Source organism: Lysinibacillus sphaericus (assembly GCF_005217585.1).
Lineage (GTDB): Bacteria > Bacillota > Bacilli > Bacillales_A > Planococcaceae > Lysinibacillus > Lysinibacillus sphaericus.
Genome location: NZ_SZPT01000002.1, coordinates 748,913 through 772,847 on the forward strand (window position 1 = coordinate 748,913; position 23,935 = coordinate 772,847).

Annotated in this window: 19 protein-coding genes; 6 read left to right on the forward strand and 13 right to left on the reverse strand. The window is 37.6% G+C overall.

Going from position 1 to position 23,935, the window contains the following annotated elements:
• Positions 1-408: 408 nt before the first annotated feature.
• Positions 409-2,097: a methyl-accepting chemotaxis protein gene (locus tag FC748_RS09285; RefSeq protein ID WP_024363370.1), complete on the forward strand. Its 1,689-nt coding sequence runs from the start codon at positions 409-411 to the stop codon at positions 2,095-2,097.
• A 326-nt stretch (positions 2,098-2,423) separates the two neighbouring features.
• Here the strand turns inward: FC748_RS09285 and FC748_RS09290 are convergent, their stop codons facing one another.
• The 3 genes from FC748_RS09290 to FC748_RS09300 all read right to left on the reverse strand — a co-directional run bounded on the left by FC748_RS09290 (position 2,424) and on the right by FC748_RS09300 (position 5,497).
• Positions 2,424-4,691: a DEAD/DEAH box helicase gene (locus tag FC748_RS09290; protein WP_108030476.1), complete on the reverse strand. Its 2,268-nt coding sequence runs from the start codon at positions 4,689-4,691 to the stop codon at positions 2,424-2,426.
• On the reverse strand, positions 4,666-5,049 hold the full coding sequence (locus FC748_RS09295; protein ID WP_108030475.1) for a YppE family protein: 384 nt from the start codon (positions 5,047-5,049) through the stop codon (positions 4,666-4,668). The genes FC748_RS09290 and FC748_RS09295 overlap by 26 nt, the downstream gene beginning before the upstream one ends.
• Before the next feature lie 253 nt (positions 5,050-5,302).
• Positions 5,303-5,497, reverse strand: a complete 195-nt coding sequence (locus FC748_RS09300) for a hypothetical protein (protein WP_024363367.1) — start codon at positions 5,495-5,497, stop codon at positions 5,303-5,305.
• A gap of 383 nt (positions 5,498-5,880) precedes the next feature.
• Here FC748_RS09300 and recU point away from each other — a divergent pair, with 383 nt between their 5' ends.
• A complete protein-coding gene (gene recU / locus FC748_RS09305) occupies positions 5,881-6,531 on the forward strand; it encodes a Holliday junction resolvase RecU (protein ID WP_108030474.1) in 651 nt (216 codons plus the stop codon).
• Positions 6,528-9,224 (forward strand): transglycosylase domain-containing protein, encoded by a 2,697-nt coding sequence (locus tag FC748_RS09310; protein WP_108030473.1) that lies wholly within the window; start codon positions 6,528-6,530, stop codon positions 9,222-9,224. Before recU ends, FC748_RS09310 begins: the two co-directional genes overlap by 4 nt.
• 145 nt (positions 9,225-9,369) lie before the next feature.
• Here FC748_RS09310 and FC748_RS09315 read toward each other — a convergent pair whose 3' ends face one another.
• The 7 genes from FC748_RS09315 to FC748_RS09345 form a co-directional block, all read right to left on the reverse strand.
• Entirely contained in the window at positions 9,370-9,684 is a 315-nt protein-coding gene (locus FC748_RS09315) for a YpoC family protein (RefSeq protein ID WP_024363364.1), read from the reverse strand.
• Positions 9,681-10,343 (reverse strand): endonuclease III, encoded by a 663-nt coding sequence (gene nth, locus FC748_RS09320; RefSeq protein WP_108030472.1) that lies wholly within the window; start codon positions 10,341-10,343, stop codon positions 9,681-9,683. Before nth ends, FC748_RS09315 begins: the two co-directional genes overlap by 4 nt.
• Positions 10,344-10,357: 14 nt before the next feature.
• Positions 10,358-11,089 (reverse strand): DnaD domain-containing protein, encoded by a 732-nt coding sequence (locus FC748_RS09325; RefSeq protein ID WP_024363362.1) that lies wholly within the window; start codon positions 11,087-11,089, stop codon positions 10,358-10,360.
• A 93-nt stretch (positions 11,090-11,182) separates the two neighbouring features.
• Positions 11,183-12,478, reverse strand: a complete 1,296-nt coding sequence (gene asnS / locus FC748_RS09330; RefSeq protein ID WP_108030471.1) for an asparagine--tRNA ligase — start codon at positions 12,476-12,478, stop codon at positions 11,183-11,185.
• 28 nt (positions 12,479-12,506) lie between these two features.
• Positions 12,507-13,700, reverse strand: coding sequence for a pyridoxal phosphate-dependent aminotransferase (locus FC748_RS09335; protein ID WP_024363360.1), 1,194 nt, complete (start codon positions 13,698-13,700; stop codon positions 12,507-12,509).
• Between the two features lie 16 nt (positions 13,701-13,716).
• A complete protein-coding gene (locus FC748_RS09340) occupies positions 13,717-14,199 on the reverse strand; it encodes a cell wall elongation regulator TseB-like domain-containing protein (protein WP_024363359.1) in 483 nt (160 codons plus the stop codon).
• A 446-nt stretch (positions 14,200-14,645) separates the two neighbouring features.
• Positions 14,646-16,067, reverse strand: coding sequence for a tetratricopeptide repeat-containing diguanylate cyclase (locus tag FC748_RS09345; RefSeq protein ID WP_108030470.1), 1,422 nt, complete (start codon positions 16,065-16,067; stop codon positions 14,646-14,648).
• A gap of 443 nt (positions 16,068-16,510) precedes the next feature.
• Between FC748_RS09345 and FC748_RS09350 the strand changes: the two genes are divergently transcribed.
• Positions 16,511-18,376 (forward strand): multicopper oxidase family protein, encoded by a 1,866-nt coding sequence (locus FC748_RS09350; protein ID WP_238600185.1) that lies wholly within the window; start codon positions 16,511-16,513, stop codon positions 18,374-18,376.
• 1,320 nt (positions 18,377-19,696) lie between these two features.
• Here FC748_RS09350 and FC748_RS09355 read toward each other — a convergent pair.
• Together FC748_RS09355 and FC748_RS09360 are read right to left on the reverse strand one after the other, a co-directional pair.
• On the reverse strand, positions 19,697-20,479 hold the full coding sequence (locus FC748_RS09355) for a MerR family transcriptional regulator (RefSeq protein WP_244311199.1): 783 nt from the start codon (positions 20,477-20,479) through the stop codon (positions 19,697-19,699).
• A gap of 56 nt (positions 20,480-20,535) precedes the next feature.
• On the reverse strand, positions 20,536-21,135 hold the full coding sequence (locus tag FC748_RS09360) for an NAD(P)H-dependent oxidoreductase (protein ID WP_108030468.1): 600 nt from the start codon (positions 21,133-21,135) through the stop codon (positions 20,536-20,538).
• 119 nt (positions 21,136-21,254) lie between these two features.
• On the opposite strand from FC748_RS09360, the gene FC748_RS09365 reads away from it, so the two are divergent.
• Positions 21,255-21,689, forward strand: coding sequence for a MarR family winged helix-turn-helix transcriptional regulator (locus FC748_RS09365; protein WP_024363354.1), 435 nt, complete (start codon positions 21,255-21,257; stop codon positions 21,687-21,689).
• A gap of 143 nt (positions 21,690-21,832) precedes the next feature.
• Positions 21,833-22,603: a YqcI/YcgG family protein gene (locus tag FC748_RS09370; RefSeq protein WP_024363353.1), complete on the forward strand. Its 771-nt coding sequence runs from the start codon at positions 21,833-21,835 to the stop codon at positions 22,601-22,603.
• On the opposite strand, the gene FC748_RS09375 is transcribed toward FC748_RS09370, so the two are convergent.
• Positions 22,600-23,925 (reverse strand): amino acid permease, encoded by a 1,326-nt coding sequence (locus tag FC748_RS09375; RefSeq protein WP_108030467.1) that lies wholly within the window; start codon positions 23,923-23,925, stop codon positions 22,600-22,602. The genes FC748_RS09370 and FC748_RS09375 overlap by 4 nt on opposite strands.
• Positions 23,926-23,935 lie beyond the last annotated feature (10 nt).

Below are 23,935 nucleotides of genomic sequence, written 5' to 3' on the forward strand. Positions count from 1 at the left end.
GGTTTTTGTTTTTTATTCAACTACATTCGCAATAACTTTTTAATACCCCCGTTACGTTAGTGATAACCTCCCCCAGTTGCATTTTTGAGCTACACGGTGCACCTTGTTATGTAATCCACCAGTTTCTATCTCCTCTTACACATAAAAGAAAAAACAATTCTTTTTATCCCTCACCTCTATTACCCAACTTTTTTTCTTGCAAGTATTGAAATTAAAGTGATGTTATATCGTTCATTCAATAAAATTTATTATTCACTATATATTTAATTTTTAAAATTATTAGAATATAAAAATGCCATTTCATTATTCCTTGTCTATTTTTTAACAAAAAAATAACATTTTATAACTTTATTTCTAAAATTAAAATGATAGGATTATAACATTATTAGGAATTGGAGAGGACAACTTATGTCAATACGGAACAAACTTTACGCAGGATTTGGAACTATCATTTTATTTTTACTCATTAGCTCATCATTAGCCTATTACCAAATGAACAAATTGAATAACCAGTATACATTCTTACTGGAAGATAGAGTATACAAAACTATACTAGTGAATAAGATTTTGAATGCATCCTCATCTCAAGGAAACTACATTCGATCGTATATACTAGAGCCGGATAATCCCACAACACTAGAAAAATTAGAATCTCACAAAGAATTAATAAATGATGAAATTACAGAACTAGAGAGCACTTTTAATGAACAACAATTACAAAAAGAAATACAAACGCTAAAGGAGAATCAAGCAAAATTTAACGCAGCTTCACAAGAAATTTTAAACATTTATAACGGTGAAAATTTACAGGAAGTTATACATATTCTAAGTAATAATGCAGGCCCAGCAAATTCAGCAATCCAATCCTCTATTAAAGAAATTGTCGATTTTCAAACTAAAAAAATGATAGAAGTACAGGCGAATTCCACTAAATCTGCAAAAGTTGCTTCCATTTTAATTATTGTTATTTCTGCGATTTCAATTATTTCAGCTATTTTTATTGCTTTAGTGTTAACTCGTGCAATTACGATCCCAGTTAACAAATTAGCGGCTTCTGCCAAAACGATTGCTGAAGGTAATTTAAATCAAGAAGATGTAAACGTCAGTACTAAAGATGAAATTCGCAAATTAGCCGATTCATTTAATCTTATGAAACACAATTTACATAAACTAGTAAATAATGTGGCGACAAATGTGGAACTAACTACTTCTTCTGCTGAAGAACTAGCAGCTAGTATAGACGAAGTATCTCATTCTTCGAAAGATGTAGCTAAACGTGTAGAAAAAATGGCCTTAAATGCAAGCCAAGCCTCATCTAATGCTCGTGAATGCTCTATGACTCTCGATGAAACTGCCAACGGTGTACAACGTATTGCAGAAGCCACGCAAATATTGAATACCAAAGCTTCAGACACTCAATTGATTGCAAATAATGGTGGCGAAATATTACAAGCAGTTGAAAGTCAAATGCTTGTTATTCAACAAACTTCCAATGATACCAATAATCGTATTAAACAACTAACCATCCAATCAGCGGAAATAGAAAATATTACAAAAGTTATAACAGACATCTCAGAACAAACAAATCTTCTTGCACTTAATGCTGCTATCGAAGCTGCTCGTGCTGGGGAACATGGAAAAGGGTTTGCTGTGGTGGCTGAAGAGGTTCGCAAACTAGCGGAAGAATCAAAAGAATCTGCTAACAAAATAGTGAACATAACATCTCTTATTCAGCAAGATACAAAAGAAGTGGATAAAGCTGTATCTGTATCTGTTCAAAAAGTTGATGAAGGCGTGTCATACATTGCGGATGCACAATCTGCATTTGGTGATATCCTAAATGCTATTGGAGAGATAAGTTCTCATATAGAAGAGGTATCTGCCTCTACACAACAAATTTCTGCTAGCACTGAAGAAGTAGCTGCATCGATCAATGAATTATCATCTATTGCTGAGCAGGTAACTGTACAGTCTGAAATGATTTCCGCCGCAGTAGAAGAAGAAACGGCAACTATTCACGAAATTAATTCTGTGTCGAAATCAATGAGTGAAGGTGCTATGACGCTACAAGACGAAATCAATAAATTTCAAGTTTAAAATAGGTTAATTCATTTAAAACTCCAGAAGAAGTATTTGCTGGGGAACTGAATAAAGGAAAAAACGAAAGATTTGTTTGATTCTTATGCTACAAGGATTTTGTGTAGCTTTCAAGAAGCTTAAACAACCGTTAATTGCAGTAAATGTGATAAGCTTCCCAAGTAGTATTTAAAGATAAAATCTATCTACTTGGGGAGCATTTTTTACATATTATTCTAATATATTGTGTGGAAGAATACGATAAAGGCAATTACTAGCATCCCACCGAAGAAAATAATTTGGTGGTATAACAATAATACACCCCATCCCCTCTTCTTTTGTGTATATTAATATAAAATTTGCAGTAACTCTTTAACTTTCCGTTTCATGTTTACTAAAGCATTTTGAGGCCCAATACAGGATGGGCAGCCCGATTCACAAGGGCAGTTTACGACATGATTCATTGTCTTGGTCAATAAGTCTTCCCATAAATCATACACTTTTTCACTTAAACCAATTCCGCCTGGATACTTGTCGTACACAAAAAACGTTGGCAAATTATTATGTGTAGCCTTTACCTGTGGAACTACTGCTACATCACTGGCGTCACATTGGATGAATAGCGGGATAAAGGCATTCATTGCATAGGCTGCACCTGTCATCGCCTCTGTTAATTCTGCCTCAGACCATTGTAGTGTATTGCTAAAGGACAACCATGACGAGCTTGTATGCATTTCATCTGGTGGTAGATGGATTGGACCCGAGCCAATATTATCTTGTTTATCATTCAAGCTTATTTTCTTAAAGATGGTAGCCTGTGCGACTAATCCTACATCACCAAAGCTAATAGTCCCACCTTGGTAGATGCGACTTCGATCTTCTTCAAGCACTTTCATCTCTACTGCTAAATTCGCGTCTGTGTAATAATCAACATCTACTTCTCGCACAAAAGCTTTTTTTTCTTCCCAATCAAGTTTTTCTACTTGATATTGAATGCCCTGATGCAAATAAATTGCTTCTTCATGTAATAATGTCATAGCACTATGGCGATCCATTTCCCCAATGACTTTTGTACGAGCAGGTACTGTCATATCAATAATTACAACATTTTCTTGAGAAGCTGAACGGAGGCTTATATCATGTGCAGGAAAACGATCACTCATCCAATGCCATTTTTCACTCGTTTTAAAAACAACACCTTCTTCTGCTAAATAGTCGAGCAGTTCTTGTATGTCATATTCTCCGTACGTATCGCTTGTTGTGAACGGTAACTCAAACGCCGCACATTTAAGATGATCCATTAAAATCAACATATTTTCAGGATATATACGTGCCTCCTCGGGGTCGCTCCCTAGTAAAAATAGTGGATGATCTACCACATATTGGTCTAGTGCAGTAGACTGTGCAACATAAATAATAAGCGCCTCGTCTTGACGTCGACCAGCTCGGCCCGCTTGTTGCCATGCACTTGCGATATTTCCCGGGTAGCCTGTCATAATACATGCCTGTAATTGACCAATATCCACTCCTAGCTCCAGCGCATTCGTACTAACTACGGTTTGAATTGTACCATCACGAAGCCCACGTTCTATAACACGTCGCTCTGACGGCAAATAGCCTCCTCGATAGCCACGCACAGATTCATCTTTTAGCTTATTGCGCGTCAGTTCTTTCAAATAAGTAACAATCATTTCAACACGCACACGACTTTTAGCAAAAATAATTGTTTGAATGCCAGCTATATAAAGTCTTTTGGCAAGATCACTTACCTCTAAAACCGCACTACGCCGAACACCAAATGTTTTATGGATAATTGGTGGATTGTAAAAAAGGAATGTTTTTTTACCAACTGGAGCACCTGAATCAGCAATTAAAGTGTGGGTATCATTTGTTAAATTTTCAGCTAATTCTTTTGGGTTTTTTATCGTTGCTGACGTACAAATAAACACAGGTTTACTACCATAAAATTCACAGATACGTTTCAATCTGCGAATGACATGTGCCACATGTGAACCAAATACACCTTTATATGTATGTAATTCATCAATAACGATATACTTTAAATTTTCAAAGAGCGATACCCACTTCGTATGATGCGGTAGTATACCTGAATGCAGCATATCTGGATTGGTCATCACAATATGCCCTGCTTTCCGTACCTTTTGCCGAATACCAGGAGCCGTATCACCGTCATACGTATAACTTAAAATGTCCTCTCCACTCTGTTCAATCAGGTCATTTAAATCATTTTTTTGATCCTGTGCTAACGCTTTCGTTGGAAATAGATAAATTGCCCGTGCATTGCGGTCTTCTAAAATTTTTTGTAATACAGGTAAATGATAGCAGTAAGATTTCCCTGATGCTGTCGGTGTTACGGCAGTAAAGGATTTGTGACTCGCCGCCAAATCAAACGCTTCCCGTTGATGTGTATACAATTGTGTAATTCCTCGGGCATGTAATGCTTTCACAAGCGCAGGGTGTAAATTTTCTGGGAAAGGCGCGTACTTCGCTTCGCGGCCTTCTAAAGTGTGCCAATGAATAATTCGCTCTTTTAATTCGTCATCATAGCGCCATTCATTTAACAATGCATTAATTGTTCGTTTTTTCGATAACATGATGTTGCGCCTCCTTCACTAAGCGATAAAAATTATTTAACGTATAGGAAGTAGAATGCGTTGCATCTAAAAAGCGTTTTTTACTTGTTTCTTTATAAAAAGATTGCACAACAAATTGCTCCATCGATTCAGCCGCTGAAGCAATTTGTCCTATATGCATATATTTCGGTCTGTTTTTTTGAATCCAAGCAGTCGCCTCTTGCTGCCACTCTTTCAGCAGTTGATGAATGACATCCGCATGCGGCTTGACTTCTGCAAAAAAATCTGGCGTCCGATCCTCCTCGCGCATTTGCCAAAAGCGTGCAACACATTTTTCACATTCATCTATTAATATGGAAGTTTGCTGTATTAATAACAATTTCGCACCTCATCTCTTTCATTGTACCTTTAGCTAATGATTGTGTGATTATCGTTCACAACCAATAATACACTGTGTCAAATGTTGAAAAAACATAAGTTCAGGTTCATATGCCTTCCTCTTCTCTTTACGACATACTACTGCAAACTATCTGAAAGTATCTCTTCGTCATTCTTAACACGCGCTAAAAGCATTAAACGATTGCATCTAATGAATCATTTTTATAGGTATGAGGTTAGTGTACCAAAGTCTATCATTTTTCACTACTAATAGGCGAACAAGCATTCTTTACTTGCCAGTTCTTTTCTGCTAAGCTTACTTTCTGGCTAACAGATTTGAGCTGCATAAAAAATTGCAGGCTATGTGCATTATTTTCTAATGACACCCTCGTGATAAGTAATTGATTGACCAGATCCAACTGCGCAACTAATTGTCCTAATTTGTTCAATACAACGCCTCCTTTTATCTTTACTTATGTATTCCTCGCATGTATAAAATAACCTTCATGCGTGACAAAAAAAGCGTAAGTTAGCTGAAAGAAGAAGTATTTCGATAAATTTTTAATAAATACTACCTAAGAGCAGCATTCGTAAATAGGCTGATAAAAGACTCTATCTCTACGAATCTAGCAATAAATGAAAGTATTAATAGGACAATTTCTATGACGAATGCAGTTGTTTCCTTGGCGAATTTTCTACTTTAAACAGCGAATCATGCTACGAATTAGCAATTGTCATCTAACTTTAGAGCAATGTGCTGACTGTGGTGAAGTTCTACAAAAATCATGGTAAACTATTGTGTATAATAGCAGTATTATAGAGGGTGAGCTAAGTGACAATTCGTTATCCAAATGGGAAAATCTATACCCCTGCACAAGCTATTCAAAAAGCAGAAAAAAAGGGGAAAAAGAAGGATTTCTCCTATAGTAATCGAGGGAAGACGCTTGAGGATGAAATTAATGAAGCAAACGACTATTATTTAGAAAGGCGACTTGCTATTATTCATAAGAAACCTGTTCCCGTACAAATCGTCAAAGTAGAGTATCCATCACGAAGTGCTGCCGTTATTCGTGAAGCTTATTTCCGAACGCCCTCTACAACTGACTACAATGGTGTTTGGAATGGGCACTATATTGATTTTGATGCAAAGGAGACCGCCTCGAAGACGAGCTTTCCACTAAAAAATATACACACACATCAAATGAAACATATGCAGCAAGTGAAGGAACAAAATGGTGTGGCATTTATTATCGTTCGTTTTTCAGCTTTTGAGCGTTATTTTTTAGTGCCATACGAAGTTTTACAAAAGGCCTGGCATGCAATGAACAATGGTGAACGTAAATCGATTCCCTTTTCAACCATTGAAAAGGAAGCTTATGAAATTCCTACAAGCTACTATCCACGTATCGATTATTTACCTGTTCTCCAGCGGTTTATTGAAGCAACAAGTCATGGCTCTGAAAGTGAGGAGATAAAAAAATGAGTGAACGTCGTCAAACACGCGGAGAGCATCAAAAAGCTCTCGCTCAAAAAAATAAAAAGAAAGCGCCGAAAGCAGCGAAATCTTCGACTAAAGTTTGGTTGAAGCGTATTGTTCTAACAATACTTATTATAGGGATTGTTGGTTTAGTCGGCGGGGCAGGTGTATTTGCCTATTATGCAAGTACAGCTCCTGAACTGGAAGAAGATTTATTGAAGGACCCCGTTTCCTCTGAATTTTATGATAAAAACGGTGAAATTTTCGCCACAATCGGTGCAGAAAATCGAAAATACGTAAAATACGAAGACATTCCTGAAGATATGATTAACGCCATTCTCGCAACAGAAGACGTTCGCTTTTTTAAACATCATGGTATGGACTTTTATCGTCTTGGTGGTGCAATACTTGCCAACTTCCGTGATGGTTTTGGGTCACAAGGGGCTTCAACATTAACACAGCAAGTTGTCAAAAATTCATTTTTACAAAATGAGAAAAAATTAAAACGTAAAGCACAAGAGGCATGGCTTGCTTTCCAACTTGAACGCAAATATTCAAAAGAAGAAATATTTGAAATGTACTTCAATAAAATGTTGATGTCCGGCCGTATTTATGGCTTTGGGACAGCAGCTCAATATTTCTATGGTAAAGAGTTAAAAGATTTATCATTGGATGAAGAAGCGCTACTAGCTGGCTTAGTTCAACGTCCAAACGCATACAATCCATTAAAAAATCCAGAGCTGGCAGAGAAACGCCGAAATACAGTTTTGGGCTTAATGTACCAGCATGGAAAAATTACAAAAGCTGAAATGGAAGAAGCGAAAAAAGTTGATGTGCAAGCAGGTCTTTCAGACGACGCTACACGCCAATCATTTGCTGGTTCTAAATACGATGCCTTCCTAGATATCGTCATTAATGAGCTAGAGAAAAATGGCGATGGTTCTGCTATGGCTGAAGGTATTAAAGTTTACACAACACTTGATCCAAATGCACAGCAAATTGTAGAAAACATCATGAATGACGATAGCAATTTCCCAACAGAGAAAATTGAATCAGGCGTTGCTGTTATTGATACAAAAACTGGTCAAATTCAAGCAGTCGGCGGTGGACGAAATTACGGCAATCGTACATTTAACTATGCAGATGACTTAAAGATTAACCACCCTGGTTCAACAATGAAGCCATTACTCGATTACGGTCCAGCAATTGAATATTTAAAATGGTCAACAGGTAAAACACTTGTCGATGATCCAATGAAATATACAGGTACAAATCAAACGATTACAAACTGGGATGGGAAATATTTAGGTGCTATGACAGCACGTAAAGCGTTATATGCTTCTCGCAATGTGCCAGCTGTTAAAACGTTTAAAGAAGTTGGCGCTGACAAAGCGAAAGAATTTATCGGTCGCTTAGGAATTAAGGCAGAAATTGCTTACGAGACAGATGCAATTGGTGGTGGTGACATTACAATATCACCTATTCAAATGGCAGCATCTTATGCGGCATTTGGGAATAACGGTGTATATACTGATCCTTATGCCATTACGAAAATTGTTTACCGCGATGGTAAATCAACGAAAGACTATACACCAAAATCTACGGTTGCCATGGAAGATTACACGGCTTATATGGTCACAGATATGTTACGTGATGTAGTCAGCAATAAACCAGATGCATCAGGTACAGCCGCAAATGTTTCAGGCTTAGATATTGCTGGTAAAACAGGTACAACCAACTATTCAAACGATGAGTTTAATAAATATAATTTACCAGATACAAGTGTGCCAGATTCATGGTTCGCTGGTTACACTACTAACTATTCAATCGCTATTTGGAGTGGATACGAAAAACGTTCGGATCCAATCACTACATGGGATGAACGCCGTTTACCACAACATCTATTTAAAAATATTATGAAAGACCTTTCTGCGAACATTGAAACTGCACGTTTCAAAAAGCCAAGCTCGGTTGTAGAAGCGACGATTGAAGTAGGCTCTAGCCCACTGAAACTAGCTAGTGATTATACTCCAAGTGAATTGCGCCAAACAGAACTATTTGTTCGTGGTACAGAACCTACAGAGGTTTCAAATGAGTATGAAGCACCTGAACTTTCTACACCTTACAATGTAAGTGCAAGTTTAGATTTAGCAGGTCAATCTATTAATATTGGCTGGGAACATGATGCCATTCTTGACCCAGAAACAGATGAACCAATGGCTACTACTTTTGAAGTATCTGCTACACGCGAAGGTGGCGAAACGGTAGTGCTTGGAACTACTGACAACAAAGGTTTAACTGTTAGCAACACATTAGAAGATGGGAATTACACGATTTCTGTCGTAGCGATTGTAGATGGTGCACGCAGTGAACCAGGAACGACATCTTTCGAGATTTCGAGCATGCCTGATGAGGATTTAGGTACCGAAGATCCAGATAATCCGGATATAGAACAACCTACACCGCCTGATCAAGGCAATGGTGAGGACAATGGCAACAATAACGGCAATGGCAATAATGGCAATAACGGCAATAATGGTAATAACAACGGTGGTAATAACGGCAATAACAGCAATAACGGTAACAATGGCAATAATGGCAATGGTACTGGCAACAATGGCAACGATGCTGGTAGCCAACCTCCTGTAACACCAACTGACCCCGTAGTGCCAAACCAAGAGAATGATAGTGAACAATAATTAATTTAAGATTTACTAAATACTAAAAAACAGGTGCAGAAACCGAAATGTTTCTACACCTGTTTTTATATTTTATAAATAAAAGAAGGTTGTCCTTTTTAAGTTCAATCACTTATCGGACAACCTTATACTTATCATGTATACTTTAGCGTTTAGTCGCCTGTAAGCGCAAACGTGCCGTTCGTTTTTTCGTTTCTTTAAATAATTCATCTATTTGACGATAACACGCATATTGACCTGGTTTCGTTTTAATAAAAGTTAAACGTTCCACTCCATTTATGGGCAATACTTCTTCACCTGCTTCGTTAACTAAACGTTCAAACAAACGTATAGCCTCTTCCATAAGGCCTTTTGCTTTCCCATTACGTGCTTGATGGGCTGCATGTATTTGCGCTTCTAGCAATGCCCACTCTGCAAACCATTCATCAATTTTTTCTTTTGTGATTGCATCGATATTCATGCTTTGGTCACCAGTCCTTTTTTAAAACGCTTTTGTCCTTCACGACAATCACCTAATAACGGACATGTTGCGCAACCTGGATTTTGTGCCTTGCAATGATAGCGACCGAAGAAAATTAGCTGATGATGGGTTTTCGACCACTTGTCCATCGGTGTTTTTTTCATAATCGTTTCTTCCACCTCAAGAACTGAGTCTTTCCAGCGACATAAGCCTAATCGTTTAGATACGCGCTCTACATGTGTATCGACTGCAAGCGCTGGTATGTCAAAGGCTACGGATAGCACAACATTCGCTGTTTTACGACCTACACCTGGCAAGGTAACAAGTTCCTCTCGACTTGCAGGAATTTGCCCACCATATTCAGTCAAAAGTCGCTCACATAAAAGTTGAATATTTTTTGCTTTATTTCGATAAAGACCAATAGAACGAATATCCAGTTGTAGCTCCTCTAAGGACACCGCTAAATAATCTTCGGGTGTTTTATATTTTTGAAACAATGCTTTCGTTACTTTATTAACAAGTACATCCGTACATTGTGCAGATAATAACGTGGCGATTGTCAGCTCGAACGGGTTGTCATGCACAAGTTCACAATGTGCATCAGGAAACATGCGGTCCATTTCAGCTAAACAATGCTCCCACTGTTTTTTTGTTAACATTCCCTAAAATCCCCCTATTCTCTTTCTTCTAACCAGTTATAAAATGGTACTTTATTTGTCGACTGCGTTTCTTGCTGTAACGTGCGGGATTGCGGTCTAGTCAAGTTTTGCTTTTCACGGAACTGTTCGCCTTGCTTATGTGCAGCTTGTGGTGTTGTTATATTTTTCTTTTTCCACTCCAACAAAATCCGATCGATATAGCGAATGCTTAGTTTTCCAGCAAACACAGCCTCTTTTAACGCTTCTTTAATAAGTGAAGGACTGTGCCTATCCTCATCTAACCAAGAACCAATTTTTTCTAGCTCTAAAGGAGATAAAAGACGCCCCATTTCTTCTTCAAATAAACGGAATACCTCGCCCTCTTCTTGACGAAGCGTAGTTGCTGATTTTTGTTGCTCTTTCAATTCTATAATCTGCAAGATACGTTCCCAAAGAGGGTACACCGAATATTTTTCGTACAGCTTGCCAGTTGTCTTATCAACGTCACGTGTAATCTCAAGGAAGCCTTTTTGCATAAGTCTTTGTAAGCGCGATGTAATGTCATTACTAGGCATCGTGAGACGATTCATCAGGTCTGTTGGTGTAGGAAAATCATTTCCTTCAACATGATAGGCAAGTAAATGCAAGACGATAAGCGCCTCATCATCCTCAATATTTAACTCCTTATAAAACTGAAAAAAGAGCTGAGGAATGTGTATCGTTCTCTGCTCAGTCCATGTACGGAGTCGATTATTTTTTGTATTCATGTAGACATGACTCCTTTTTTCTAAGTAAGTAGAAAAGCCGCGTAGAAATTTCACTACGCGACTTTGCAATTGTTTCTGTTTATTGCTAACCGATTATGGATATAAGCGGTTTAATAAACGTGGGAACGGAATCGTTTCACGAATATGCTCTGTCCCAGAAATCCATGCAACTGTTCGTTCTAACCCTAGACCGAATCCAGAATGCGGTACGGATCCTTGCTTACGAAGTTCTAAATACCATGCATAAGCATCTAATGATAAGTTATGTTCTTCTAGACGAGATTTTAATAATTCGTAGTCATGAATACGCTCTGAACCGCCGATAATTTCACCGTAACCTTCAGGTGCAATTAAGTCAGCACATAACACAACATCATCACGATCAGGATGTGGTTGCATGTAGAATGGTTTGATGCCTGTTGGATAGCACGTAATGAATACTGGTTTGTCAAATGAATTGGCAATGGCAGTTTCATGTGGCGCACCGAAGTCATCTCCCCATTCAATATCATCAAAACCTTGTTCATGTAATAGTTTAATGGCATCGTCGTATGAAATACGCGGGAATGGCGCTTTGATATTTTGAAGTGTAGATGTATCACGGCCAAGTCGCTCTAATTCTAGCGTACAGTTTGCCAGAACAGACTGTACAATATGCTCAACATATTGTTCTTGTACTTCTAAATTTTCTTCAAATTCCACAAAAGCCATTTCCGGTTCAATCATCCAGAATTCGATAAGGTGACGGCGTGTTTTAGATTTCTCCGCACGGAACGTCGGACCGAAAGAGAAAACCTTCCCTAACGCCATTGCCGCTGCTTCCATATAAAGTTGACCAGATTGAGATAAATACGCATCTTCATCAAAATATTTCGTGTGGAATAACTCTGAAGTTCCTTCAGGTGCTGAACCCGTTAAAATTGGTGGATCCATTTTCGTAAAGCCATTATTGTTGAAAAACTCGTATGTAGCACGAATAATTTCATTACGAATTTTCATCACCGCATGTTGCTTACGAGAACGTAACCATAGGTGGCGGTTATCCATTAAAAATTCAGGGCCATGCTCTTTAGGCGTAATTGGGAAATCAGTCGCTGCATGTAGCACTTCAATGCCTGTAACTGCTAGTTCACAGCCAAAGCTTGAACGCTCGTCGGCTTTCACCTCGCCAATTACATACATCGACGTTTCTTGCGTCATACCTTTTGCAATCGCAAAAATTTCTTCGCCTACTTCTTCTTTCACAACAACGCCTTGCACAAAATCTGAACCATCGCGCAGCTGTAAGAAAGCAATTTTACCACTTGAACGTTTGTTAGCTAACCAAGCACCTAGCTTGACTGTTTCGCCGATATGCTGTGGCATATCTTGAATCATAATTTTTTTCATAGAAATCCTCCAAAGTTGGTTAGAAGGATTAGTCTTGCCATTTTGATTTTACGAATGCATCAATACGACGGACTGCCTCTTCTAATAATTCTAAAGATGTAGCATAAGATAATCGCATTGTAGTTGGTGCACCAAAGCCAGAGCCCGGAATCACTGCTACGTTTGCTTCAGTTAAAATATCCGCAGCAAATGCATCTACTGAATCATAACCAGTATGAGCCATCGCTTCTGCTACATCTGGTAATAAGTAAAATGCGCCTTGCGGTTTTAATACATTGAAGCCAGGAATTGCACTAATTTGTGGATAGATTTTTTCAAGACGAGATTCAAATGCTTGGCGCATTTCTTCTACAGTGTCTTGTGGTCCATTATACGCTTCCACTGTTGCATACTGTGCAGTTGTTGTCGCGTTTGAAGTAGAGTGTGAAGCAAGGTCAGTCATTGGTTTAATAATGTCTGCATCACCTGCTGCATACCCGATACGCCAGCCTGTCATAGAGTGAGATTTAGCTACACCATTGACTACAATTGTACGTGCTTTCAATGCATCTGAAAGTTGTGCAATTGAATAATGCTCAATACCATTGTATACAAGCTTCTCATAAATTTCATCTGACACGATTAAAATATCTTTTTCTTCTGCAACAGCCGCAAGTTCTGCTAGCTCATCACGAGAATAAATCATACCAGATGGGTTGCTTGGCGAGTTAATGATGACTGCTTTCGTTTTATCCGTAACAGCTGCTCGTAATTGATCCGCAGTAATTTTATAACCTTGTTCGCGTGTTCCTTCAACATAAACAGGCACGCCACCTGCTAATTTCACTTGCTCTGGATACGATACCCAATAAGGAATAGGGATGATTACTTCATCGCCTTCATTTAAAATAACTTGGAATAACGTGTAAAGAATATGCTTAGCCCCAACACCTACGATAACCTCGTTCGGTTTATATGTAAGATTGTTGTCGCGTTGAAGTTTGTCAATAATGGCTTTCTTTAGAACTGGAAGACCGCCGGCAGGTGTATATTTTGTTAAACCTTTTTCCATAGAGTCAATAGCCGCATCTAGAATATTGCGTGGTGTGTTGAAGTCTGGCTCACCAGCACCTAGACCAATTACATCGATACCTTGCTCTTTTAATTCTTTTGCTTTTGCAGTAATCGCTAATGTTGAAGATGGTGTTAAAGTTTTCACTCGGTTTGCTAATAATTTTTTCATACGGGATCTACTCCTCTTATAAATTCTTAATGCGCTTCCACCAGTCGCCGTCCTTAAACAAAATATAGACATAGTTGAGTTTATCTTGATCGTTCAGGTATGAAATTTCCCAAACAGCTCCAGCCTCCTCATAGCCTAATTTCATATGAAGAACCTTTTGTACATTTCCTTCTTTTTTAAAAACCGATAATGCTTGCTTTTCCGTAATACCATCTTTCAAAAATACTTCCTGAATGGAATCCTCTTCTAGATTCGTTGGAACAAAGACAGCCTTTTTGTCACCGTATTCGTCTACCCCGAATACAGTAACATACGAATTTTTGCCATTATATGTGTAGGACTCCGTGACAATTGCTAGGGCTTTGGCATCAAGTGCCAACTGTTCAGCCTTTTCTTCAATTGAACTAAACGGAGCCTCGGCTTTCCAGAGTACTAAAATACTAATGACAAGTGATAAGGAAACCATAAAGACAGAAATGAAAATCAACCAGTTTTTCATATATTCACCTTATGTTTCACACCTAGCTTTTTGTTTGCTAAGAATGCCTGATATTTTTGCGTGTCGAACACTGCGCACACTTTCATTTTGCTTACCATTTTTGCCAACCTGCTTTCTTTCCTCATACCACAACATTATACACCAAAATCCCGTTGTCGTGTTTGCTAATTTCATTTATTGTACGTTGATAAACCAACGTTTTCAAATGATTAGAGTATCTATTTTCGATTTTTACTCTTTCATGAAAATAGACAGCCCTTTCCCGTCAAAAGTTCCTATTCTTTTTCACAAAGAGAAAAGTTTTTTTGAGGGAAATCTCTTTTTTCTATATTAAAAAGGATAATTATATGAAAACAAATTTATTCCCACTGCCTAGTATTGACAGTGGGAATGATGAAAGCGGATTTTTACTAAAATAGACAATGCATTTAAAGCTGCAAAACTTTTTATTGTACACTAATAACATAACTAGCACGACCGTTATTTTTAGCTTTGTACAAGTTGCGATCTGCTTGCTTAAAAAGCTTTATATATTCATAATTTTTTTGGTCATTCAAACAAGCGCCTAAACTAACCTTTAATGGATAGCTATCATATTCATGTTCTAGTTTTAAAGTTAACATGTAGGCATGCAATTCTTTTATACTCTCATTTAAAAACATCTTACTTTTATGCCGAAGACAAATAATAAATTCATCTCCACCATAACGGATAATCACCGCTTCTTGATTATACAAAAAATCTTTTAACCCCGTAGCAAGGAGTTGCAACACCATATCTCCAAATAAATGGCCATATTGATCATTGTATGCTTTAAAATAATCAATATCGAGTACAATTACACCAACATATTGGTGGCATGCCTGTGCCTCATTTAACCAATCATTCAGTTCTATATCAAGAAAATGGCGATTTAGGACACCTGTTAACGGATCATATAGCGCTCTTTTTTCCAATGTCTCTTTTTGCCGATTAAATTCTAGATTCATCACCTGTTGAAGCAGATTATCTGCACTCATTTTTTCTGATAGCTCTATATAAGCGCGTTGCACATCAAATATTTCATTACGATAATCCAATTGATAAAGTACGTTTAAAAGCATTCGCATCACTTTCTTCGTAATGGGGTTATCACCATAGGATTGTGCTAATTCTATCGCTTGCTTATAATAGTCTACCGCTTCTTCAAGTCGATGTTGATGCTCGTATAAAAAACCATAGCCAAACAATGCAGCTACCTTTTCTCGTTTATGATTTTGAATAATTTCAGAATTCAATGTCTGATCCAACAAAGCTTGAGCAGTAACAAAATCGCCCTCTAAAATATACACATCCGCCATATTATTATGAATGCGAATCTCTTGTAATTTCGCTAATTCTGGAAGTGTCTTCGCAAGCTCCACATTATAATTTCTTGCAATAAAAGCCGCTTCCAGAGCCTCCATATAACAGCCATTTTCAACTTCTAGATAGCATAGATTACTATGGCAACGTACAAGCATTTTAATATCTTTTAACTGCGTAGCATATTCTATAGACTTTTTTGTCATTTCCACCGTTTTTTCTCTGAAACCAACCAGATCATATACTAAAGACATGACCAGATTGTAATTCATAAAGTCCTTTTTCGTGCCGTACTTTTGGCAGCACTCCTCATATTCTTGGATATGACGTACCATGCTTAATGTATCACCTAGCGCATGATGAATTAATATCTTTTGGAAGAATAAATCTAGTCCATGCCTATGATTATCATTTTCTAATGCTACTAAAAGTCCCTGTTCAGCAAGAGTTAGAGCTTCTGTCAACCGCCCTTTCGTCCGCATTTCTAGGATTGTTTTGTTTAATTGTTCTAATGTTAACTCCAATTCATCACCACTTCTCTAAGCTCGGATTTTCCCTTATCCATCACACCTTAATGTAGCAGTTAGCCTATTCATTAATTATAAGCGAAGTCCTATACACTCGTCCGTCATTTCTATCATATCCCATAAATTACTAAACATATCGAATGATGAATGTTTTGTAAAAAGCGTATAATACTTGCCCTTCCTTTATACTAGTAAGCCACAATAAGCAAAGGGACTGCTCGTTCATCAGCGGCCCTTACGCTATCAACTAAAAACGCTGCTTTCGTTTTATGTATAGTAAATATATGCCTTATTGGCTACTCATTAGCAGATTGCATGAATTTTTGAAATTTAATATTTTTTATATATTAGCACAAATACTTCCATTATTGTCCTCGTTTCTTATTGTTTTTACCCATATGATGAAGTTAAGTTTGTAAAAATGTAAGGGAAGTGATGTTTTGAATAAAAAAATCAATCCTGCTGACCCAGCAACAATCCCCAAATTTGTAGATGCCTTACCGAAACCCGTTACCGCAAAACCAAAATTCAGTAGCAGACATCCGAAGAAAGATTATTACGAGTTGCAGATGTTGGAAGCAGAGCATAGTTTTCATAAAAACTTTCCAAAATCCACGATTTGGGGATATAACGGGCTTTATCCAGGACCGACCATCGAGGCTTCAAAAGACAAAACGATTTATGTCAAATATAAAAACCAATTGCCGACCAAACATTTTTTGCCAGTTGATTTTACTCTTCATGCGGCTAATGACTCCCAAGAGGTTCGAACAGTAACTCATCTTCACGGTGCCAATGTAGATTGGGAAAGCGATGGACATCCTGAAGCTTGGTATACAAGAGACTATACGTATACTGGTCCTAAATTTAATAAAGAAATACATGAATATACGAACCATCAACCAGGTACAACTTTGTGGTATCATGACCACGCAATGGCTTTAACGCGCCTAAATGTTTACGCTGGACTTGCAGGTTTTTACCTGCTTCGAGACTCCATAGAAGAACGTTCAAACTTACCATGTGGCGATTATGAATATCCGTTATTAATTGCTGATAAATCCTTTAATGAAGACGGCTCACTGTTCTATCCAGAAGGTCCTCCATTCCCAGTGCCGGTGAATCCATCCATTACACCTGGATTTGTTGGAAACACAATCGTTGTCAATGGTAAAGTATGGCCTTATTTAAATGTTGAACCTCGCAAATATCGTTTTCGTTTGTTAAACGGTTCAAATAGAAGAGGCTATGTTTTAAGCCTGTCCAACAAGCAGCCAATGATTCAGCTTGGCACAGATGGTGGCTTTTTAACTGCCCCAAATGCAATTTTCTCGGTTGAATTATTGCCAGCTGAGCGAACAGATGTCATCATTGACTTTTCAACATGCGAAGGTCAAGAAATCACTTTAATGAACGGTGATACCGATTTTTTTGATGAGCATACTAGCGTCATTATGCAATTTAACGTAAATTGCCCACTTCGATATGAGGATACGAGTGAAGTGCCTGCAAGACTTGCAATGTCAATGGATTTACACCCTCATCATGCACAGGTTGAACGCAACTTACCGTTAAGTGCCACTACGGATGACTTCGGAAGACCTATGTTGTTATTAAATGACCGAATGTACCATGACCCTGCTACCGAAAAGCCTGCGCTTGATAGTATAGAAGTTTGGAATTTTATTAATGCTACGCCGTTTATACACCCTATTCACCTGCATTTAATTCAATTTAAAATTCTTGAACGACGACCATTTGACGTGGAACTCTATCAAAATGAAGGAAAGCTAGCATTTACTGGTCCTGCAGAAAAACCACGTGACTACGAACGAGGTTGGAAAGATACCGTCAAAGCTGATGCAGGGAAGGTTACAAAAATTATTATGCACTGGAAAGACCATATCGGAAATTATATGTGGCATTGCCATTTCCTCGAACATGAGGATCATGATATGATGCGACCTATTCTCGTAATGAAAGATGTACATCCCGTATCGGAGCCACATGTTGAAGTAGCGCATGTTACAGAAAGTCATAGCACCACAGCAACAACCATTTCAAATGATTCGGACACCACTCCCCCCTTGTTGAATAATGCTCAAAATATTACAGTAGCGCCTGAGCCAACACAGCACGTATCTAGAAGGGCTAATAAGCAATTGTCCGTTGCGAAGGAAACTGCACCTCATGTTGCGACTCATACACAAAATGTCTCACAGTTTGTACCGCTACCTATATATCCTTCAAAAACAAGCCAAACACAAGCCCACACGGCAAATAGATGGCGTAGAAGACGGTCATAGCAACCTACTTCAGCCCATATAATGCCAAATAAAAACGAGGTATTTGACATTAGCTTGTCAAATACCTCAGTTTGTAAAATAAATATTAGCTATCTCACATCGAGTTTCATTTCTCTATAATTGGATAACGGGCAATAATAAGTCTAATTGCGTAAAATCTTTATCACCTATGATAGATAATGCATTGTAATTATTGTAAATAATCGTCATTTTTTTATTTCCATTTATAGTATACTAAAAGTCTAGAAAAGGAGGTGAACAAAGTAGATTAAGATAAAATACATATTCTTCACTACCTACTAGTAGTATTTGAAGAAAACAAAAAAGCGGCACAATCTAAACCACAACGTCGCAAGTAGTCATTTGAAGAAGGTGAAAACCTCTTTTTACTTAGTATTTTATCGTAACCACTAATTATGCGAAGGAAAACCATACGAATATTTAACATTGTTATCATCATAGTACTAACTTTTATAATGGCACAAACAACAGACTTTAGTAATTTAACAACGTCGGACTATGTATATTTATCACTGTATGTTTTGATTATTATTCTTTTCATCGTTAACACTATATTAGAAGTAATCAATAAACGACGTGATATTAATGAGTAATATCCGTAACACAGATAATCCGTTATTCAAAGGTATGGATATAGCAGAAGCATCCGGACTATGCGGACTGTCTCAACTACAGATCAAATTGTTATGTAGTATACACCTATAATTGAGGAAGAATGACACCTTAGAAGCAGATAGTGAAGGCATATTTCAATTAAGTGGAGACTTTAGCACAGAGTAAAAAATAATACGCGTGCATTTTAACTAACAAGAGGCTGGGACAAAAGAGAAAAGGGTTAGATTGATGGCAGTCAATCTAACCCTTTTCTGCTGCGCCGTTGTTGTCCGCTTCTGCGGTGCTTTCCGCGGGCACACACGTAAGCCGCAACCCTCGCTAGCGCGCGGAATGCCAGCGTCTTACGCTGCGTGCATTCCCGCAGGAGTCACCGCCTCCGCTACCAACAACTAGTGAACCCTTCTAATTTATTATTAATTGCAAAAGAAATAATAGTAAATATGTTCTATATATTTTCTTAGCAAAAATTTATCAAAACCAATGTCCCTCTATTTAAGATTCTAAAGTTATGTGCCAGCCTCTAATTGTTTGCCTTTTATCCATGATTAATAATCTTATCTGTATAGAAGACTTGCTCCTTGACAACTCTTTGATGATTGGTGCATATACGACGCTAAAACACGATGAGTAATCGTAATTACTGTAAAATAATATGGATTCAACAAATAACTTTAAAAAATCATCTCACTTTTCATTTCTCTCCAATTGGATGACGGGCAATAATAAGTCTAATTGCGTAAAATCTTCTCCTCGGTACCACTCGATAATTGAGCGGGTAGGCACCCAGCTATGATGAAAAGCATATTGTAATAATTTGTGATAACCGCTTTTGATTTTTGTAGGATTTTCTTTAAATGGTAATGCTAAGCAAATACAGGCAGGCATATGTTCGATAAAATCAACACCCTTTAATCCATTTAGCATGGAATCTGCTGTCACTCCAAAACCGATTTGTACTTTTATCAAATCTTGTCCTGATAAGTAGTTTACATAATAACTTTTAATGCGTATATTGTTCTGCTTTAATTTATTCGCTCTTTTTGCAAAATGCTCTCCAAACTTCCCTGTTGTCGATTGCTCAATGAACCAAATAATTTTTTCATCTTGTTTATCGATAAGATAAATATCTTCTTGAATTGAATCACTTTCTAAAAAACGTAAACTAACATCTATTAGATCACGTTTTTTCTTAATAGAACGAATCCAATTTTCCATCATGGTTTGACGAGCTATTTCATCATTTTCCTGTAAATAATGTTGAATATCTTGTAGAGGGACATCTGCAATTCGCAAAGTGGTAATTAATTTGACTGTAGCAATTTGATGCTGCGCATATACACGATAGCCATTCTCTCTTCGTTCTACTGGCAATAATAAATTTTTCGATTCATAAAAACGTAACGTGCTTTTTGCAATTCCAGTTCTATTTGAAAATTCTTGAATCGTCATATCCTTTTGCAAAGTCATCTCACTCCTTCGCTTTAACAGTAAACCTTAAAGCTACTTGAAGGTCAAGAAAATTTTCAGAATTGTTTGGGTGACTGGCACTGCCTAAAATACTGATAGACTTTTTCTAACTTTTTTTGTTGCCCTCCCTTTTTACTTTCCATATTGCCAAATTCAAAAAACTTCACCTTTTTAATTCCTACAAAATTAAACAATGCTTTTCGCATTAACACTTTATGCGCATTATTCAACCAAAAGAGTGGATAATTTGTCGGGCCTTTCATTGTTGACACACAGACGACCGACTTCCCTTTTAAAAGTCCTTCTGGAAACAAGCTTTTTTTATCTCTATAAGCAAAATTAGATGCAAATAGTTGATCGATATATCCTAAAAGCATTGCAGGCGGTCTTCCCCACCAAATCGGATAGATAAAAACAATCTGATCTGCCCATGTAAGTTGTTCTCTATATTTCTCTAAGTTAGGCTCGCGATACATATCACGTCTTCGTTTATGTTCGTGAAAATGTAAAATTGGATCAAATTTTTCCTCATATAAATCTAACACTTGTAATTCGGTTATGTACGGATTTTCATTACAGCCTTTAAGGACTTGCTGTAAAAAAGCATAATTCAAACTTTGATGATTTGGATACGTATAAATGACTAACGTGTTCATAACATCCCCCTATTACTTATCATTTGATAAGTAAATAATAACGAACATTGATTTAGTTGTCAAATGATAATTGTTTTAAGATAAGTTCTTTGATATCTTGTCAGTAAGAGGTGAGATATTTGGACAAGAATGCATTATTCAATCAATTTGTTACGTTTACCGCAGCCGTCCACCAAGTAACAAGTGACTTAACACAAAACATTAATACGGATGCTATTACGCCTGTTCAATACAAAATTTTAGAGTATTTAAAAGTAAGCCAACCTGTTACGATTACCGAAATTAGTGAATGTCATCATATGTCGTTACCCAATACAAGTCGCGAGCTCAAGAAACTTCAAGAAAAAAATTTAATTGAAAAAATAAGTGATATAGCGGATCGTCGTAAATTTTTTGTACGTCTATCAGCAGATGGTGAACAAATGATGCATGAAGCGTTTGCCCGTATCGAAGAACGCTTTCAACAGCTCATTCAACATGTTCCAGAAGAAGATTTAGAGGAAATCAAACACGCTTTGGATATTTTGCAACAGAAGGTTTTTAAACAACCTTAATCGTCAAACATTTTAATGTAAATGAATCATACTAATGCTACAGGTATTGTGGCTATCAACTCATTTAGAATTTAATCCCTAATATTCGTCACCCAATGACACTTTCCTTAATAGTCTAAAGATGTATAAAGGAGGTGACTCATGTGGGAGCAGTTTTTGATAAAATTTGGCTTGAACAGCATTTGGCTTCCCTTCCCTTATGGCAACAGATCGCATTTCAAGATTTTGCTTCAATGGTTGCAGATGATGCAAATGCATTCCCTTGTATTCCTGCGCGCACAGGGTTTATTTCGAATCAACTACGCTACAGTTTCGTTGGCGATCCCCGAGAGTTACAATCAGCTAAAGATTTGGCAAATTGCTTAAGGGCGTATGGTGACTGTGCTCGATCTGCTGGGAAATATACTTCGCACGCCATTTTCTTTGAGACGCCAAAAGATATGCTTGAAAATTATGATGTAGAAGATTACAGAGCTTTATTTTGGACCATGCTAAATCATGTAACTGCCTTTGACGAAAAAGAATGGCCTAGAGAAATCCCCGTAAATCCGTCTAATCATACATGGGAATTTTGTTTTAATGGGGAGCCTTATTTTGTCTTTTGCGCAACACCTGCCCATCAATTGCGTAAAAGCCGCCAGTTTTCAACTTTACTAATGGCATTTCAGCCACGCTGGGTCTTTGAAGATATAAATGACACGACTGTGCTAGGCCAAAAACTAAAAAAGTTAATACGAAAGCGCATCGAACAATATGATGCTATTCCAGAACACCCCGACTTAAAATGGTATGGGCAAAAAGATAATTTTGAATGGAAGCAATACTTTTTAAGTGATGATGAACATAGCCCTGCCCAATGTCCGTTTGTAAGAGGCAATTTACCACTCACTTTGCCACAAAAACGAAAAAATTAAACGGAGCGATGGTTGCTCCGTTTTTTCATAACAATTAATGTTGCCAGTGCAATGAAGACGATGAACAGTAAGCTTATGTAAAAACCGAGCCTGCTTGTTTTTTCGCCTAAAGTGCCCGAAACAGTTACCGCAATTAGCAGCATCCCAACAATATTTTTTACATGTTGCCACTTCGTTAATGTCATAAGTTTTGCATAGGTTACTAAAATAAAAAGCCAATTATAAATTAACATTAATCCTGCTGCCGTTATTAAGTATTCAAAAATCTTTTCTGGAATCATGAAACCGATTGTAATAGTGATAATTAAACCACCCGTGAGGAACAGAAAGGCTGGTAATGGAACTTTCATTTTTCCTTTTTTCGCTAATATCGCTGGTGCATCATGATCTTCAGCTAAAGCCGTTAAAATCGTGACAACAGCATACAAGGACGCAACCATTGTAGAAAATCCAGCAATAATTAAAATACCGGTTATGATATCCGCAACAAATGGGATATTAAAATTTGCAAGAGCAGTAATAAACGGGCTTTCGTCTATTGTGAATGATGCCCAATGTACTAATGCAAGGGCACAGACTAGTGCAATTACATAAATCGTAGTAAGGATAACAATCATTACTTTTCCGGCTTTCGGTGCCTGATGGGGATCTTTTAAATCGATTACGAGTAGCCCCATTACCTCTATGCCACCAAAAGCAAAAAATGCATAGAGTAAACCAAGCCAAACACCCTTTACTCCTTCCGAAAAAAAGCCTTGAAAGTTTGCTAGAATAACATCTACTTGCCTTGGCTCACTATTCATCCCCTTTATCATTAGGATAGCAGTAACTACAATAAACATGACAACAGCAGCGGCTTTCATTGCCCCAAATACATTTTGAAATTTTTCAAAGCCTTTCATGCCCGTCAGTATAATGAGCAAGCCCAGTGCACCAAAACCTGATGCAGTCATCCATAGCGGTATGCTAGGAAACCAAAAACGCGTGAAAATTCCTAATGCCATTAATTGGCTCCCCATAATTAATAGTTCAGAAATTAAATAGACCCAACCATTACTAAAACCTGCCCAATTGCCAAAAGCTTGTTTTGCATACGTACGAAATGATCCTTTGTCAGGATTGGCAACAGACATATTCACGAGCGCATCATAGACAATGTAGGTGCCAATGGCTGCTAAAATAAATGGAATTAAAACAGCAGGCCCACTCTTTGCAATGGCCATGCTTGTTCCAAGAAAAAAACCTGTCCCTAACGTACACCCTACACCTAATAGGGACAACTGCCACCAAGACATTTGGCCTTTGCTTGTTTTTGACTCCATAGAAATCACC